Raw genomic sequence first — 17,283 nt, 5'->3', positions numbered from 1 at the left:
ACTGCGTGAGATGTCCTGTGTTCGCTAACCTACGAGATGTAAATCCGCGTATGGTTTTCGGTCTTTGACGTTGAAGAACAAAACCGGTTTACATAACTGAAAAAGTCTCTGGAAAAGCTCAGTTGCAGCGTTGCTCTGAGCGGGAGAGGATAATTTATGTCCACACACAAACCAGTGGTGGCATCGGCAGCGGCACTCGCCCTCGCACTTGGCACTGTTGTGGCAACACAACCAGCTGCTGCGGCGCCGCTCAGTGGAGGCGGTTTGAATGACGTCATCCCAGCCGTTCGTCACTTCGATGCTGCACAAGGTGAGCCATGGCGGCTGACGGAGGAAACAAAAATTGTTGCTCCTTCTTCACTCAAAGCCGACGCTGAGAAACTTGCGCTCGACCTTGCTGTGAAAGGAAAAATTCGCCCCGACGTCGCCGTTGACGGTACAGCGGATAAAGACGACATTGTGTTGAAGGTCGATCCGAAACTCGATGTCAAGCAAGACGACGGCTACACGATTGATTCAAAGAAAGACCTGCTGACCGTCACCGGAAAGTCGATTGACGGAGCTTTCTGGGGTCAGCAGACTGTTGTGCAATCGGTGGCGAGTGCTGGTGGCGTGCAGGCAGGCAAAGTTCGTGACTGGGCCGACGTTACAGAGCGTTCCTTCCATCAGGATATGGCTCGCAAATACTACGATAAAAAATACATTCTCAATCTCATCCATCAGATGAGCTACCGGAAGCTGAATGCGCTACAACTTCATTTCTCTGAAAATGAAGGCTTCCGACTCGAGTCAAAGAAACATCCGGAGATTATGTCAAAGGATGGAGTTATTACTCAGGCAGAATTGAAGGATATTCTCGCTGAGGCTGCCAAGTATCATGTGGAGATTATTCCTGCACTCGATATGCCTGGGCACATGCGTCAAGCGCTTTCAGAGCACCCAGAGCTTCGTCTTCCAGGTAATACTGATGAAGCTCGTAGGGGACTCGATTTTTCGAATAGTAAGTCTGTCGAGTTTGTTGAGCAACTTATTGATGAATTTGCACCGCTTTTCCCGGACACCAATAAGTGGCACCTTGGCGCCGACGAATACGTTCATTTCGGAAAAGCTGAACAGTACCCATTTGATACTGCTGAACAGCGTTATCCGGACGTTACGAAACGAGTGCGTCAGAAACTAGGCGATGACAAGCTATTCGTCGATGGCTTTGTTGATTTCATCAATCACATGGTGAAACACCTTAAAAAGCATAATAAGACTGACATTCGTGTGTGGAACGATGCCTTTTATAGAAGTGATGTAAAGCAGACTGTTCCACTGGATAAGAATGTGACTGTTGACTACTGGACTCAGTGGCACTGGGGAATGGCAGATGTGCAAACATTCGTTGAAAAAGGCTACAAAGTCATTAACTACAACGATGCATACATGTACTGGGTTCTCAATCTAAAACCTCGTGCATACTGGCAACATCCAACTACAGAGAAGATTTTCGAAGGTTTCCATTCAGGACGATTCCCAGGAAAACCAAGAAATGGTGGACCACAGTCGTACCCGAAAGGTGTAGATAAGCCTCCAGCTGGACAAAGTATTGTTTACCCTGAGTGGCTTCGTGGCGCTTCATTCGCAATCTGGTCAGATACTCCAGGCATGCTAACCCAAGATGAAATTGCCGATCAGACGAAGGGCCCTTACACTGCGTTCGCAGATCGTGTGTGGTACTCCGGGGATACCCGTTCGGTTGATGCTTTCAAGACAGCGATGACCGCCGTCGGCGATGCGCCAACTGTGCCCGCTAACCTCGACCAGCTCAAGGTCAGCAGTGAGTCGACCCTGACCACTACTCCCGCTTCCGGTAGCAAGGTCAAGTCAGGTGCATCGGTTGAGTTCACCGGCGTCGTGAAGAACACGTCATCGGAAAGTATGCCTGTCAAGGCGAAGGTCACTTCGACCAATATCGCCACGAAGGCTGGGAATATCCCCGTCAGCATCCTTGACAAAGACGGTTCGCCAGTCGTGACGAAGGGCAAGAACGTCGCTCTCGCTTCCGAAGGGGCAACAGCTACTGTGTCCTCGGTGGAACCGCAAACGAATTTTGATGGTTCGAAGGCAATCGACGGTGACGGCGTATCGAGCTCCTCACGCTGGTCATCAACCCCGAAGGTTGATAACCCGTGGATCGAGATCACCTTCAAGGAGCCAACTGACCTGGTCAAGCTCCGCCTCGGTTGGGAAGGCGCACATGCCACCAAGTACACGGTGGACTTCAGCCACCCTCAGGGTGACCCAACTACCGAGACCTTCACGTTCACGGGAGAAACGGGCAAGGGTGTTTCCTGGGCTGAGCATGACGTGAAGCAAAAGCAGGTCACCAAGATCAAGATCACTGGGCTTGAGCGTTCTCTGCCGGAATACGGTATCTCCTTGTTTGAAGTTGAAGCCTACAGCCCCGGAGGACCGCTTGCAGCTCCTGCAGCCGAACTCGACGCTTCTGGAAATGTGACATGGGAAGGTATCCTCGAACCACAGCAGTCGGCAAAGTTCGCCTGGACTGGAAAGGTTTCTGACGGAGCGAAGGATAAGGCGAGCGCTGAACTGACAAGCACAGTTCGCCACGCCCTGAAGCCAGGAAAGCCGTCGACAGCGAAGGCCGAACTGACTCTTGATACTCCGGCGAAGGATCCGAAGACTGACGAAACAACCCCGGCTCCAAACGAGACACAGCCTGCTCCCGACAAGCCCAAGGTATCCGTGCCGTGGACTAAGCTAACCCCGGCAACACCGGTTCCGGGCGCAGACGATAAGACAAGCGACCAGAAGAATACAAAGTCAGATTCGCAGAAGTCTGGGAAGTCGAATAAAGACACAACGACCGGAACAGGGAAGAACACTGATGCTAATTCAGCGACAGCCAAGCAGCATCAGTCGAACTCACACCTGGCGATGACTGGAAGCTCTGTGGCAACAGCAGGCCTCGCAGCGTTGGTTCTGGCTGGCGTTGGCTTAGCGCTCGCGGTACGCCGTCGTCACTGATATAACGGCACGCTGTACTCGGGGCGAGAACAGCGTGGCAAAATGGGCCGGAGGTGAGATTGCCTCACCTCCGGCCCTCATCGCCCCACCAAATGTTCTATCTTTCAATGGTGAAACGAGGAAACTTATGCGTGACTCACGCACAACTTATTGGAGGCGAGGTGCAGTTGTGAGTACTTTGGCGCTCACCCTGACGGCCTTCGGACCATTGCCCCATGCGGCAGCAGAGACTGACTACTCCGCATTGACAACGTCGAATCAAATGGCATCGACGCCAGAAGACGTCTATACTGCCGCGCTTGACGCCCATACTCGTGTGCATAACTTCAACGACGGCTGGAAATTCAAGCTCGGCGCCAATGATGGCGCACAGTCGAAGAGCTTCTCAGACGCGAATTGGCGATCCCTCGATCTGCCTCACGATTACTCCATTGAGCAAGACTTCACGAAGAATGGTGAAGCTGAGAGCGGGTACTTGCCTGGAGGAGTGGGCTGGTACCGCAAGAATCTGCCTCTCTCTGATGACTTTGCTGGGAAGCGAATCAATCTTAATTTTGACGGTGTCTACATGGATGCCACTGTGTACGTCAACGGTCAGAAGGTAGCTAATCACCCGTATGGCTATACACCGTTCTCGGTAGACATCACGGACTATGTAGAAATTGGCGCCACCAATGTGATTGCCGTGAAGGTCAATCATGAAACGCCGTCGAGCCGTTGGTACTCAGGCTCAGGTATCTACCGCAATGTTGATCTTGTTGTGACGAATCCAGTTCACGTGGGTCACGACGGAGTGCGTGTGGTTGCGCCCAATCTGAAGTCGGGTGGCGATGTTCCACTTGAAGTGACCGCTCGCTTGGAGAATGAATCGTCGAAGCCTGTGACGGTGAAGGTATCCCATGAGATCACCACACTGGATGGTAAGAATGTGCTCGGCAAGAGCGAAGCGAAGACAGTCCAACTCAAGGCTGGTGAGCGCTTTGATAACAAGGAGAAGTTCACAGCGAAAGGCGTGAAGCTGTGGGATCTTGAGACACCGACGCGCTACCGCGTAACTACCACAGTGGCTGATGCCGACGGGGTGGTTCTCGATAAGACTTCCGTGACCACCGGTTTTAGAACGACGGCTTTTGATCCAAAGACGGGCTTCAGTCTCAACGGAAAGAAGATGAAGCTCAAGGGTGTCTCGATGCATCACGATCAGGGTGCTCTTGGCGCACGTGCTTATCGTGCGGCCATCGCTCGCCAGATTCGCATTTTGAAGGAGATGGGTGTCAATGCAATTCGTGTGACCCATAATCCTGCTTCGCGCGATCTTATTGATCTCGCTGATGAGATGGGTGTGCTGATCGTCGAGGAAAGCTTCGACGGGTTCCAGCGGGCCAAGAACAATAATCGCAATGATTATGCTCGCTTCTTTAACGAGCCTGTGAAGGATAATCCAGGTTTGGAAAATGTACCTGAAGGAAGCACCTGGGCACAGTTTGATCTTGAATCGATGATTCATCGTTCGATGAATTCTCCTTCAGTCATCATGTGGTCGATTGGTAATGAGATCGGTGAAGGCACAGCTGGTTACGAGAATCTCAGCAACTATACGACTTCGCAGGCAAATCTGATTAAGTGGGCCAAGGCAGCAGATCCGACTCGTCCTGTCACACGTGGCGATAACCAGATGCGCGAGAACTGGAATTCTGCAACGAGCGATCTCATGCGATCTCTGGTAGATGCCGGTGGAATTGCCGGTGTTAACTACGTTGCAGGCGATCAGTACCGGAAGATTCATGAAGCATTCCCTAAGTGGCCACTTTACGGTTCAGAAACGGCTTCATCTGTCAATAGCCGAGGGGTTTACGATCGTACTCATGATAAGGGAAAGACTTCAGATAAGCGTCTGACCTCTTATGATAATTCCGCTGTTGGTTGGGGAGCACGGGCATCTGCTGCGTGGTATGACGTGATTACCCGTGACTATGTGGCTGGCGAATTTGTGTGGACAGGTTTTGATTACATCGGTGAACCGACACATTGGAACGGAATCGATCGCTATAACCCAAGTCAACAAGGAACCTGGCCAGCGCCAAAGAATTCCTATTTTGGAATCGTGGATACGGCAGGTTTCCCCAAGGATTCCTACTATCTGTACCAAAGCCAATGGAATGACAAGGCAAAGACTGTCCATATTCTCCCGGCATGGAACGGCGACGTTCTCAACAAGAAGCCGGGGGAGAAGGTGAAAGTCGACGTATACTCAAATGCAGCTGCTGTTGAGCTCTACTTCACTCCTGCGAAGGGTGGGGAAAAGAAAAAGGTAGGCGAGAAGCAAACCTTTGAAACGAAGAAAACGCCTGAAAACTACACTTATCAGCTAGTGAAGGGCAAGCCTGAACACCACGAGAGCTTGTACATGACGTGGGAAGTCCCGTTCGAAGAGGGCAAACTCGAAGCAGTCGGATATGATTCGAACGGCCAAAAGCTTACGAAGACTCTTGGGCGTAGTGTTGTGGAAACTGCTGGGAAACCTGCAAAGCTTGACGTTCATGTTGACCGAAAAGAAATTGCTGCCGACGGATCAGATCTGGCTTATGTTGAGGTGACGGTGACCGACGACAAGGGCGTGCCAGTACCGTCTGCAAAGGACATGGTGACCTTTGAGGTCACTGGTGACGGTGTGTTTATGGGGTCGGATAACGGCGAACAAGCTGATCACACTCGCTATGATTCGAAGTCGCGTAAGGCATTCGCAGGTAAGGTGCTCGGCATCGTGAAGTCAACCAAGAAGGCTGGCTCATTCACCGTCAAAGCCACCGCTCCGACTCTTGCCACTGGATCGGTCACAGTGACGACAAAGGCGGCTGGCGTCGCTGCGTCGGATACAAAGGCGGTTGATCACTACAAGTTCCCTCGGACTGTCTACGTCAAGACGGGCAACAAGCCGTTACTTCCAGCAACGATTGATGCATACAATACGGCAGGGAAAGCAACGTCATCCAAGGTGACCTGGGGCGAAATTCCACCGACAAAGTATGCTAAGGCAGGCGATTTTACTGTCGCAGGAAAAACTGACGCTGGTGACACTGTCAGTGTCTATGTTGTTGTGATTGATGGCGTCGGCGCTGTGCTGAACTACTCCGACACGACGCCGGTAGGCACACCAGTTGTATTGCCTGAACAACGTCCGGTCGTGATGCCTGACGGTAAGATCCTCGACGCCACATTCCCTGTGACCTGGGAAAAGCCAGAAGCCACGAAGTGGAATGCGCCGGGTACGGTCAGCGTGAAGGGCACTGCCGAGATTTTTGGAAAGAAGTATCCTGTCACCGCGACAATCCGGGTTCAGGAAGCCTTGACAAAGGTCGGCAAGAATGTTGCCTCGGCAGCGTCGTTGTCCCAGTCGATTCCGCAGGGACTCCAGACAGACACCTTGAAAGCCATTACGGATGGTGAAACAACTGTGCCGAGCCACGATGGTGGAACTAATCCGCATGTGTGGAGTAACTACAACTACACACAAAAAGAACGTAAAGATACTGCTAGCATCGTTTTTGAATATGCGACTGCACAGAGCCTCGGTGAGTTTGAGGTGTGGTTCTACAAGGATGGTTGGTCTGCACGCTATCCGAAGGCCGATACAACGAAGTTCTTTGTCAAGGACTCGGACGGTGAAGAATGGAAACCTGTCAAGGTCAAGGAGACCATTGGCAAGGAGCAGGGGAATGTTCGCCCATACACCTATACCTTAGATCAACCTGTTCAGGCGACTTACGTCAAACTCGAAGTGACTAACAACCCTGACGAGAAGACAGGTAATAAGGATAAAAACCAGGAGGTTAAGCCAGTAACCGGCATTTCGGAAGTTCTGCTCAAGGGTGTCGAGAAATCTTTCCCGAAGAACTCTACCGTGGCGCTGGATAAGGTCACGCTCAACGGAAAAGATCTGCCGGCTGAAACGTTGAAGGCATGGAAGTTTGAATCTCCGGAGGCTAGTGCGAAGAGTTTGGAAGCAACTGCTCCAGACAACGCAGCAGTGACGATCTTGCCGCAGTACAAGGCCGTTTCGCGTGTCATTGTCGAGGCCGAAGATCACAGTGCTCAGAAGATCTTCGAAATCACTTTCGCTGGTGCACCTCACGCTGAACAACCTCCGGCGGTTCCTGCACCGGATCCGAATCCAACCGCTCCGGCCCCTCAGCCAGAGCCGACCGCTCCGGCTCCTCAGCCAGAGCCGACCGCTCCGTCGACTCCGACGGACACAGTGACACCTCCGGTTGAGGAGACAACTCCTCCAACCCAGCCAGATCCGACGGCGTCGGAGAAGGCAAGTGTTCCGTGGACTGAACTGACCCCGGCATTAAAGAAAGCCAAGGGGACAGACACTCTATCGACGGGAACACCGACGCAAACAGGCCAACCAAAGAAATCTGACGTTCCAGAAACGTCTTCCGGCCTGGCTCGGACTGGTGCAACTGTGGCAGGACTTGGTATTGCCACTGTGGTTCTCGCTGGCGCAGGAGTAATTCTGCTTGCACGGAAGAACAAGCGTTCGTAACGTGTTATGCAAAAAGGGAAGTGCTTAGTGGTGGTCTCATCGCTAAGCACTTCCCTTTTTACCCCAGCTGCAGAACCGCCGTCGCATAGAGCAGTGACAAAACGATTTCAGAAAACCCTAGAGTCATGGTGAGTTTGCGTAGTGGCATCCTTGATTTTGTGGAGTTCCAGAAGAAAAATGCCACGCGGCCTGAAAGAAGAATCCATAGCGCCACGAGAGCACCCGCATTCCATCCGCTTGCCCACAGCGCAGTAGCAAGTGTTAAACCGATGACATGGCTTGCGATAGTCAGATATGAATAGAAGATGTTGCCCCGTTCACGAAGCAGCGATTTGACGAAGGGAACGGTGGACCACAAATAGAACCCAATCGCTGCGCTGCAGACGAGTGCGCGAGTCCCGACGTCGGCGCGAATAAGAGCAGGCAAGAGCGGGTGATCCAGGTGCCATAACGACAAAGTGTGGTCGGCGGCTCGGAGCGAAGTTTCCCAAGCCACAAGGCACATCAGTGACGTTGCAAGAACTTCACTGGTGCGCGCCAACAGTGTACGCGACTGTCCGTGTGTGACAGCCCAGAATGATAACCCGGCGAAGGGGACGAATCCGATTACCCAGGGGAGTAGTGCGCCGGCAATGAGGAAGGCGAAAATACCTGCCGTCGCCGTCATGACGAGCCAGAAATAAATGGAGGGAAGAAACTTGGGTTGTTTGCGAGCCAAATACCAACGTTCAACGCAATAGAAGAGGCAGTAGCCAAAAATCCATACCGCAAAGATTACAAGATGTTGCCATGAGGGGCTGCCGCCAATCGCTCCGACCGCAAAAGGGAGAGTTGCCATCGCCCATGCACCTTTTTGGTTAGGGAACACAGAAACTTTTTTGCGAAGACGGTTTTGCGGTAGTCCGTTTTCTGGCGTGCGGGTTGGTTCACTGGTCACGTGCCTATCCTAAGCATGAGGATCGACATATCAGCAGTGAGTTGACAAACACTGAGCTCAGAGTCACAAAAACAGCATGTCAGTGCTTGACAAGCGAAAAACGAGGGCGAATGGGAATTCCCATTCGCCCTCGAGGCTTAAAACTGCTACCTCACTTGGTGCGCTTGCCGTAACGGCGGTTGAACTTCTCAACCTGGCCAGCGGTGTCAAGGATACGGCGCTGTCCCGTGAAGAACGGGTGAGACTTGTCCGAAACTTCGATGTCAATCACCGGGTAGGTGTTGCCGTCTTCCCACTCAATTGTCTGATCGGACGTACGGGTGGAACGGGTCAGGAACGTGTAGTCCACCGAGCGATCGCGGAACACCACGGGGTGGTAATCGGGGTGAATGCCCTTCTTCATTTTGTCCTCCTCATAAAAATAGAACCTGAGCCAGACTACCATCTTCGATAACTGTTCTCACAGTCCTTCCCTTCTTTTGGGAGGGTAAACACGTCACATTTATTCCCGGGGTATTCTTGACACATGAAATTTGAAGCGATTACACAGGCGGTTGCCTCGCGTCTGCCCTCACTTGAGGAGATGTACCTCGATTTTCACCAGCATCCAGAGCTTTCGATGCGCGAAGAGCGCACGAGCACAATTATTTCCTTGAGGCTCGAAGAACTCGGATACACAGTTCGTGAAATCGGCGGGGGAGTAGTGGGCATTTTGACTCACGGTACTGGCCCGACGGTGTTGTTCCGTGCTGATATTGATGGCCTGCCTGTTCGGGAGGCTCCCGACACTGCTTACGCGTCGGTCGCGACGCAAGTGAATCGCGACGGCGAGACTGTGCCAGTCATGCATGCTTGCGGCCATGATTTTCATATCACGGCTGGCCTTGGTGCTGCAGAATTCTTCGCGACACACAAAGATCTTTGGTCTGGCACATACGTGGCACTTTTTCAGCCAGGTGAAGAAAGTGGCGAAGGCGCTAAGTCAATGGTCGCCAATGGGTTGGTTGAGCAAGTCAATGCGCTCACTGGAAATGGAAAAGTGGACGTTGCACTGGCACAACACGTGTTGCCTGTACCAGTTTCTGGACACGTGGCGACGGCGGCTGGCGCAGTCTTTTCAGCTGCGGCGACATTGCGCGTCGTACTTCGTGGCCGCGGTTCACATGGTTCGATGCCTCACCTGGGGATTGATCCGATTTTGATGGCGGCTCACGTGGTCACTCGCCTTAATGAAATAGTTTCCCGGGAACTCACGCCAGGTGAATTCGGTGTGGTCTCGGTCAATGCAATCCATGCGGGAGATGCTGGAAATGTCATCCCCGATTCAGCTGAACTTCTTGTCAATATTCGTGCGTATTCGGACGAAACGTATGATAAAGAAATCGCTGCGATTCACCGTATCGTTGAGGCTGAAGCCGCAGCGAGTGGAGCTGCGGCTCCGACGATCGAAATCTTTGAAGATACGCCGGTAGTGACGAATGATATTGCTGTTCGTCAGAGAGTCCATGCCAGCCTCGCGGCAGTTCTGGGGGATGAACGAGTTGAAGAGCTCGTGCCATCCACAGCGTCAGAAGATTTTTCGATCATTGCTGATGCTTTCAATGCTCCATACTGTTACTGGGGGCTTGGCGGCTTCGCCGATGAGCAATCAGCTCAACCAAACCATTCGCCCCACTTCATCCCCGATCTCCATCCGACGTTGGAAACTGGTGTGACAGCTGCAATCGCAGGAGCATTGGCCTATTTAGGGTCATCAAACGAGCAGTGAATGGCTGTGCTACGAGGTCACGTTTAGTCGCGTGCGTCTTGGGAAAGACGAGCGATATGGAGCGAGAGGTAGGCAACTTCGTCCGTTGTTAACGTGGCATCCGTTCGAAGTTCGATGATTTCAGCGAGCACACGTGCAACTTTTGCTGCCTGCGGGTAGGAACTATTGATCGATTCGCTGATTGAACTCATCAGATCTTCAAGCTGGCGATGCTCTGTAATTCGTACGAACAGATAACGAAGATGGGTAATAAAGCGACCCACATTCACACTGGATTGCTCCAAATGTATATTGAAATACTCTTCGATGACGTCAATCATTTGCTGGATAACACCAGTCATCATGTAGGTGCCTGCGAGATTCCCCTGGGTGAAAGCCGCGTTGACCAGGTGCAACGTCAAGGCAACAGCCTCGTCGCGGGGTAACTGGACGTCCTCATATTGAGCTGTGGTGCGCAGGCGCTCATTGATCTGGGCGAGCATCTGTTGGGCTATTGCAAACTCAGCAGGGTACAGCCCCCGAACCTCTGCCTCAAGTGGATAAGCGGAATGGATGCCTTTGCGCACACGCTTCACGGAAAACGCCACGTGGTCAGCGAGTGCGATGAGAAGTGCTGGATTTTCTGCAGCGACGCCGACAAGGGGCTGAGCATTTTCGCCCGAGGTTACGTTTTCAGAGATTGGATATTTGTGCTCTGGATGTCTTGCACCGATACCGGGAAGCTGAATTGTGGCTGAGACCTCGCCGACGATGGCCACAATTTGCGGAGGAATATCAGCCAGAAGCTGACCGAGATGATCTGGGGAGCGCCCGTCTGAAGGCACAAACGTACGGACGATTGCTTTCGGGTCGATACTGTCACCTGGCTTCTTTTGGAACCCGAGTCCTCGTCCGGTCAGGATAACTTCAGTTCCGTGTGTATCTTTTGCCAGAACGACATTGTTATTAAAAACGCGCAGTACGTTCATCTCACCTCCTTTTATCGTCAATTTATTTTAGTGTACAAACCTGGGTGTTTTGAGTCGTCTTTGTCAGAATGCGGCGAGTGAGTCAACCTCACCCGCCGCATTCTTTGTGTATACAGAGTGTATACAGATCACTTAGTTGCTGAAATGATTTCCTCACCTGCGTTGACATCTACGCCAACGCGAGGTTCAACTGAGGCCATCGCGCGAGTATTGGTCACGACGACGAGGGTTGTTGTGGGGTATCCAGCTGCCTGGATCTTCTCCAGGTCAACCTCAACGAGAGGCTGTCCAGCTTCGACAAAGTCGCCCTTTGTTACCTTCGGTTCGAAACCGTCGCCCTTCATCTCCACAGTATCGATACCAACGTGAACGAGGACTTCGACTCCGGTATCAGATGTAATGCCATAGGCGTGGCCGGACTTCTGAACAGTTTTGATCTTGCCCGAGACGGGAGAAACAATGTGTCCATTGGACGGAACCACACCAACGCCTTCACCGAGTGCTCGTGAAGCGAAAACCTTATCCCCGGTCTCATCCAGTGTGATGACTGTTCCAGTGACCGGCGAAAGTACGGCAGTGGTGACAGGCGCGAGAGTTGCAACAGTTTCCGACGTCGTCGCCGGAGTGACAGCTGCTTCCTCTGCAGAGGTTGCTTCTTCGTCGTTACGCTGTGCAAGGAACTCGGCCTTCTGCTCAGGAGTGCGGTAACCAGAGATGATCACGAGCACCATCGCGGTGAAGAAGGCGACGGCAATTGCAATGACGTAGGTCAGCATCGGGGTGAAGACCGGGATGGTGAGGAGTGAGGTAAAGACGAATGCGGAGGTCTTGACGCCACCGGTTGGGATGCCCAGGATTCCGATGACGACGCCGCCTGCCAAACAGCCGGCAAGCATACGTGGGTAGATGCGCTTGAAACGCAGGTGGATGCCGTAAAGCGATGGCTCGGAAATGCCACCGAGGAGGCCTGCGGCGAGTGCACCTGCAGAGGTCTGACGCATTGCTTTGTCACGATCCTTGATAGAAAGGAAGAGGACGCCTGCGGTTGCTCCGAAGCAGGCGAAGTTCCATGCGCCCATTGGCCCTTGGATGAAATCGTAGCCAAGAGTATTGATGTTGATGAGCATCAGAGCGTTCAGTGGCCAGTGCAGACCGAGTGGGACGAGGAACGGGTACACGAGCGGGATCATGATCGCGAAGATAAATGGAGCATGTCCGTTGAGCCAGGCCAAACCGGATCCAAGACCCGAACCAAGCCAGATAGAAGCAGGCCCGATGAGGAAGGCTGTCAACGGGATCATGATGACAAGTGAAAGGAACGGAACGAAGACCATGTGAACGATCTCGGGAATGATGCGCTTGAGGCCATGGTAAACACCGGCGAGGATAACAGCCATGAAGAGTGGGACGAAGACCTGCCCACCGTAGCTGTTCAACTGCAGTGGAAGACCAAAAACATAGGCTGTGTAGAACTTGCTACCGAGTGCTGCGGAGGATGTCTCGACAGTTCCAGGAGCTTCTTGGAGTGCGCTGAATGCGGGAGTCATTACTGCGAGCATGACAGCGGCGCCGAGCCATCCATCAACCTTGAGTTTCTTCGCGGCATTGTACGCCACCATGACAGGGAGGAAGTAGAGTACCGACCCCCAGGCTGCTTCAAGGAAGAGCGCGGTTGCGGTTTTTGGAACACCTTGTTTCGGATTGAGCGTGATCCAACCAAAAGCATCAGCTGCAGATGCGAATGCAATAATAAGTGAGGCTCCAAGGAGTACTCCGAGAATCGGTCGGAAAGAATCCGAGAGGAATTCAAAGAATGTATCGATCCACGCGTACTTACCACGTGCCTTGGCGCGCATCTCAGCCTTCACATCGGCGTTCGATTTCTTTCCAACATTCGCCATCGCGGGTAGGGACATCATATCGTTGTAGACGTTTGCTACGCCGCCGCCGATGATGACCTGGTAGCGATCGCCGCTTTGGGGGACTGCGCCGAGAACACCGGGGATGGCCTCGAGTTCGTCGTTCGACACAACTGATGCATCGTTGAGCTCAAAACGCAGGCGAGTCGCGCAGTGCGTGAAGCTTGAGATATTTTCTGGTCCGCCGATCGCGTCCAGAATCGCCTCGGGGGCGTTAATTTTGGTGGTCACACCTAGCTCCTTTGCTGACAGTGGCCGTTTTTAGGCAATAAAAAAGACCCGAGATACACGAGTGCTATCTCAGGTCTTGCCCCAAAACGGGTAACAATCCTTCGGTTCGGAAACCGATCACGTAAAGCCTAACACCGAAAAATACCCAGATCAAGACTCGTGACGAATCTGGATATCAGTGTCGTTTTACGACGGGGCATGTGTGGCTCACAGTATGAGATCGATGATCGCGCTGCCTTTGGTGACTTCGCCGCGGGCGGCGGGCATCACGCGATTCAGTGAACGCGTATTAGTGACGACGATAAACGTGGTAGCGCGGTGCCCTGCCTGTTCAATTGCGTGAAGGTCAGCACTCGCGAGCGCATCTCCTACTTTTACGTGTTGTCCACGCTCGACATGTGACATGAACCCATGACCAGCCATCTCAACAGTATCGATTCCGATGTGGATGAGCACATCTGCGCCTTCATTGGAACGGATTCCATAGGCATGGCCACTTTGTTGTACAGCTGTTACTACGCCGGAAACAGGTGCTGAGAATTCTCCGTTTGCAGGTTCAATACCCACACCGTCGCCTAACGCCTTTGAAGCGAAGATCGCATCGTCAGTTTCCTCAAGCGCAACGATCGTGCCATCCACAGGCGCATAGATGTGTGCCCGCTGTCTGCCGTCAAATTCTGGGAGTGGAGTTTCTTGAGCCGGCAACGGTATCGCGTGTGCAAGGCCTGAGCCAGGGCCATCATCGGGGAATACGTCGCCCAATGGCGCCCCCGCTTCCTTAGCTACGCCAGAATCACTTGTGACAGGCGGTGTCGATGCGCTGGAGTTATCCATGAGAGGCGAGACTTGGCCTATTGTGAAATGTGTCCCGTTCGCTGACATGCCGAAGATGCGTTTTTCTCCAGGCTCTCGGTAACCCACGATCAACACGCCCAGCATCGCAACCGAAAATGCGATGGCGATAGAGACGACGTATGTGGTTGCCGGGGAAAACACGGGAATGGTGAGGAGCGATGAAAAAACGAATGCTCGGGTTGTCACGCCGCCTGTGAGCCATCCACCAACAGTTATTGCAATTCCGCCAGCAGCACATCCTATGAGAAGTACTGGATATACTCGGCGATAACGCAGATGGATCCCATATAGTGCTGGCTCAGAGGTCCCGCCGATCAACCCCGCCCAAAGTGCTGATGAAGCAGTCGAACGTGTGGCGTGGTCTTTTGCCTGCCAAGCTAAAATCGCGACCCCTGCTACTGCTCCGTAGCAAGCAAAATTCCAAGCGCCCATAGGCCCCTGAAGAAAATCGAATCCAAGAGTCGAAAGATTCACCAGCATCAGAACGTTCAGCGGCCAATGCAGCCCAAGAGGAACAATGAATGGGTAGAGAAGAGGAATTCCCAACGCAAAAAGATACGGCGCATGGAGATTCAGCCACCCCAACCCATTACCAAGGAGATTTCCACACCAGACGAAGGCAGGGCCAATCACGAACGCTGTCAGGGGGATCATGACGAGCAGGCATAAAAATGGTACAACCATCAGTTGCATTGATTCAGGAACATGTTGGCGTAAGAAATGATAGAGCCACGATAATACTGGCACCATAGCTAATGGAACCAGCACTCGCCCGCCGTAGCTAGGAAGATGAAGTGGCAATCCAAACACATCTAACGTGAAGCTCAAGGTACCCGCAGGGGAGCCGAGTTCTTCCAACCCAGCGGTGCCTCCGGATGTATGCGCAGCGAGAGTGCGGATAGCGCCGGTGAATGGAGTCATGAGCGCGAGCATGACAGCTGCGCCTAGCCACCCATCTACTTTCATCTTCACAGATGCGTTATAGGCAACGAGAACGGGAAGGAAGAAAAATACTCCTGCCCAGAGTGACTCCACAAACCACCGTTCAGGTGTGCGTCCCGTTGATGCGAATCCCGGTACCTCGCATAATTCCAAGACGATTGCTAACGCCATCACAAGTGATGCGCCGAGCAATACCCCAAGCGCTGGACGGAACGAATCAGAAAGATACTCGGAAAAGGAGTTAAAGATCGCAGACTTCCCACGCCCTTTTTTCTCCAGCTGTGCCTTGAGCTCCTCATCAGAAGTCCGGCCAAAATTCCGCATTGCAGGCAACGCCATGAATTTTGAGAAATAATCGGCAACGTTGCCACGCACCACCACCTGGTAGCGGTTATCAGCTTGAGGGAGCGCGGCGATGACGTTCGGGGCGTTTGCGATTCGCTCACGGTCAACAGTCGAATTATCTTTGAGCTGGAAACGCAGACGTGTCGCGCAGTGGATGATGGTTGAAATGTTGTCACGACCGCCGATGCCATCAAGCACCTCTTGCTGCGAATTCTTTCCAGCCACATTGCCTCCTTTACATTCGCTACCAATGGTAGCGGGAGGGTATGACAAAAGTTTGCGATCACCTCACGAAGCGGTGCGACGTTCCTAACTCACGAATGATCGAGGCTGTGCATTGATTTTTTCTCACGCATCAATATGAGTGCTGGGATTCCAGCTAATACTGACACAGCGATTGCATAATACGCTGGCGCAAGAAGATTACCTGTGGCAGTGGTTAGCATATTGACCACTGCCGGAGTGAGACCACCGAATAAGACAGCGGCGAGGTTGTAACCGATAGCCATCCCTGAGAAGCGCCCGTGAGTAGGGAATTGTTCAGGAACTGCCGACGCTGCGATCGCTGACCACCCTGCTGCGGGAGCCGCGAGCAAGATGGCAGCGGTTGTCAAAACGAGCGGAGAACCTGAGGAGAGCATCGAATAACCCGGGAAGGCAACAACTACTAATGCGATGAGAGTGAAAGCGAATGCGCGGCGTCGTCCGAAAATATCGGCAGCAAGTCCCACCAACGGTGTCACAGCGATTGCTGCGATAGCAGCAACGAGTCCCAGGCGTAACGCGGCCATCGAATCCATATTCATTGTTTCAACGTACGTTGGAATATAAGTGATCGTCAGGAAGTAGGAGGCTGAACCGACTGTGGAAATCAAGAATGATACCGACACTGCCAGCTTTTGCTTGCGCAACGTGTATGTAATAGGCGCCGACGTCGGGGCTTCAATGCGTGCGTCGTCGGTTCTTGGTGGCACCGAGCCGTTGTGATGGACATCGGTGCGCAACGCGGGCGACTCCTCCATGTACTTGCGCAGGGGAATCATACCTGCAGCGAGCAACGCGCCGAGAAGGAATGGGAGACGCCATGCCCAGTCGTGGAGCGCGTCGGTGCCGAAGACGCGGGTGACGAAAGCTGCCGAGCCCACGGCTAAGAGCGCACCCACCTCGGAGTTGGCTGCAGCCCATGATGCCGCCAACCCGCGTCGGTTCGTTCGTGCAGTCTCCGTTAGGTACACCATGATGCCGGTGTATTCGGCACCCACTGAGAATCCAGCTAAAGCGCGCAAGAGTAATACGATAATGCCACCCCACGCACCGATGGTGGCGTAGCCAGGAGTCAAAGCGATACCTGCCATTGAGATCGCCATGAGACCTGCGGAAGCAACAAGGGCAACGGTGCGGCCTCGTGTATCGCCGATGTGCCCAAAGACAAGTGCTCCGAGAGGACGAAACACGAAGCCAACAGCGGCGATTGCCAAGACGAGCAGAGTGGAATTTTCCGAATTGGGGTAGTAGGTCTTACTCAAAGAAGTTGCGAGATAAAAGAAGAGAGAGAAATCAAACCATTCGATTACTGTGCCGGAGGCAGCGATCAACATAGAGATCCGACGTGTGCGCTGATTCATCCCTCCAGCATAGCCTTTTGTATCGAGAATCCCAGAATAAGAATGTGATGGGCCTCGCCACTGTAAATAATGTGTGACTGCTACGACTGAGAATAATCGGGGCGGTATACA

9 protein-coding genes are annotated in these 17,283 nt (G+C 52.9%); 3 read left to right on the top strand and 6 right to left on the bottom strand.

All coding sequences use genetic code 11. The annotated features are described in order from the left end of the window. The first annotated feature begins 156 nt into the window (after positions 1 to 156). Both ACTOVJ_RS01820 and ACTOVJ_RS01815 read left to right on the top strand, forming a co-directional pair. The gene (locus tag ACTOVJ_RS01820) at positions 157 to 3,033 is read left to right on the top strand and encodes a beta-N-acetylhexosaminidase (protein ID WP_449503917.1); all 2,877 of its coding nucleotides are present in this window, start codon (positions 157 to 159) and stop codon (positions 3,031 to 3,033) included. Positions 3,034 to 3,202: 169 nt separating this feature from the next. Next, a complete protein-coding gene (locus ACTOVJ_RS01815) occupies positions 3,203 to 7,582 on the top strand; it encodes a glycoside hydrolase family 2 TIM barrel-domain containing protein (RefSeq protein WP_449503918.1) in 4,380 nt (1,459 codons plus the stop codon). Positions 7,583 to 7,640: 58 nt separating this feature from the next. Here ACTOVJ_RS01815 and ACTOVJ_RS01810 read toward each other — a convergent pair whose 3' ends face one another. Beyond that, positions 7,641 to 8,519 carry a YwiC-like family protein gene (locus tag ACTOVJ_RS01810; RefSeq protein WP_449503919.1) on the bottom strand — a complete coding sequence of 293 codons (879 nt, stop codon included), beginning with the start codon at positions 8,517 to 8,519 and terminating at the stop codon, positions 7,641 to 7,643. Between the two features lie 151 nt (positions 8,520 to 8,670). Continuing rightward, the gene (locus ACTOVJ_RS01805; RefSeq protein WP_278013320.1) at positions 8,671 to 8,922 is read right to left on the bottom strand and encodes a type B 50S ribosomal protein L31; all 252 of its coding nucleotides are present in this window, start codon (positions 8,920 to 8,922) and stop codon (positions 8,671 to 8,673) included. A gap of 123 nt (positions 8,923 to 9,045) precedes the next feature. Here ACTOVJ_RS01805 and ACTOVJ_RS01800 point away from each other — a divergent pair, with 123 nt between their 5' ends. Beyond that, positions 9,046 to 10,287: an amidohydrolase gene (locus ACTOVJ_RS01800; protein WP_449503920.1), complete on the top strand. Its 1,242-nt coding sequence runs from the start codon at positions 9,046 to 9,048 to the stop codon at positions 10,285 to 10,287. A gap of 23 nt (positions 10,288 to 10,310) precedes the next feature. Here the strand turns inward: ACTOVJ_RS01800 and ACTOVJ_RS01795 are convergent, their stop codons facing one another. The 4 genes from ACTOVJ_RS01795 to ACTOVJ_RS01780 all read right to left on the bottom strand — a co-directional run bounded on the left by ACTOVJ_RS01795 (position 10,311) and on the right by ACTOVJ_RS01780 (position 17,172). After that, the gene (locus tag ACTOVJ_RS01795) at positions 10,311 to 11,255 is read right to left on the bottom strand and encodes a PRD domain-containing protein (RefSeq protein WP_449503921.1); all 945 of its coding nucleotides are present in this window, start codon (positions 11,253 to 11,255) and stop codon (positions 10,311 to 10,313) included. A gap of 128 nt (positions 11,256 to 11,383) precedes the next feature. Further along, positions 11,384 to 13,405, bottom strand: a complete 2,022-nt coding sequence (locus tag ACTOVJ_RS01790) for a glucose PTS transporter subunit IIA (RefSeq protein ID WP_449503922.1) — start codon at positions 13,403 to 13,405, stop codon at positions 11,384 to 11,386. Between the two features lie 207 nt (positions 13,406 to 13,612). Further along, positions 13,613 to 15,772 carry a glucose PTS transporter subunit IIA gene (locus ACTOVJ_RS01785; protein ID WP_449503923.1) on the bottom strand — a complete coding sequence of 720 codons (2,160 nt, stop codon included), beginning with the start codon at positions 15,770 to 15,772 and terminating at the stop codon, positions 13,613 to 13,615. 89 nt (positions 15,773 to 15,861) lie between these two features. Further along, positions 15,862 to 17,172, bottom strand: coding sequence for an MFS transporter (locus tag ACTOVJ_RS01780; RefSeq protein ID WP_449503924.1), 1,311 nt, complete (start codon positions 17,170 to 17,172; stop codon positions 15,862 to 15,864). Between the last annotated feature and the right edge of the window lie 111 nt (positions 17,173 to 17,283).

It is taken from the genome of Arcanobacterium sp. (ex Cirak et al. 2026) (genome assembly GCF_053585065.1).
The sequence above is the reverse complement of the archived record's forward strand: the minus strand, read 5'-3'. Positions and strand labels throughout refer to the sequence as shown.

What these genes read in the sequence shown, in the direction of transcription:
- ACTOVJ_RS01805 (WP_278013320.1), bottom strand. Translation starts at nt 8,922, where the DNA reads ATGAAGAAGGGCATTCACCCCGATTACCACCCCGTGGTGTTCCGCGAT.
- ACTOVJ_RS01820 (WP_449503917.1), top strand. Translation starts at nt 157, where the DNA reads ATGTCCACACACAAACCAGTGGTGGCATCGGCAGCGGCACTCGCCCTC.
- ACTOVJ_RS01800 (WP_449503920.1), top strand. Translation starts at nt 9,046, where the DNA reads ATGAAATTTGAAGCGATTACACAGGCGGTTGCCTCGCGTCTGCCCTCA.
- ACTOVJ_RS01780 (WP_449503924.1), bottom strand. Translation starts at nt 17,172, where the DNA reads ATGAATCAGCGCACACGTCGGATCTCTATGTTGATCGCTGCCTCCGGC.
- ACTOVJ_RS01795 (WP_449503921.1), bottom strand. Translation starts at nt 11,255, where the DNA reads ATGAACGTACTGCGCGTTTTTAATAACAATGTCGTTCTGGCAAAAGAT.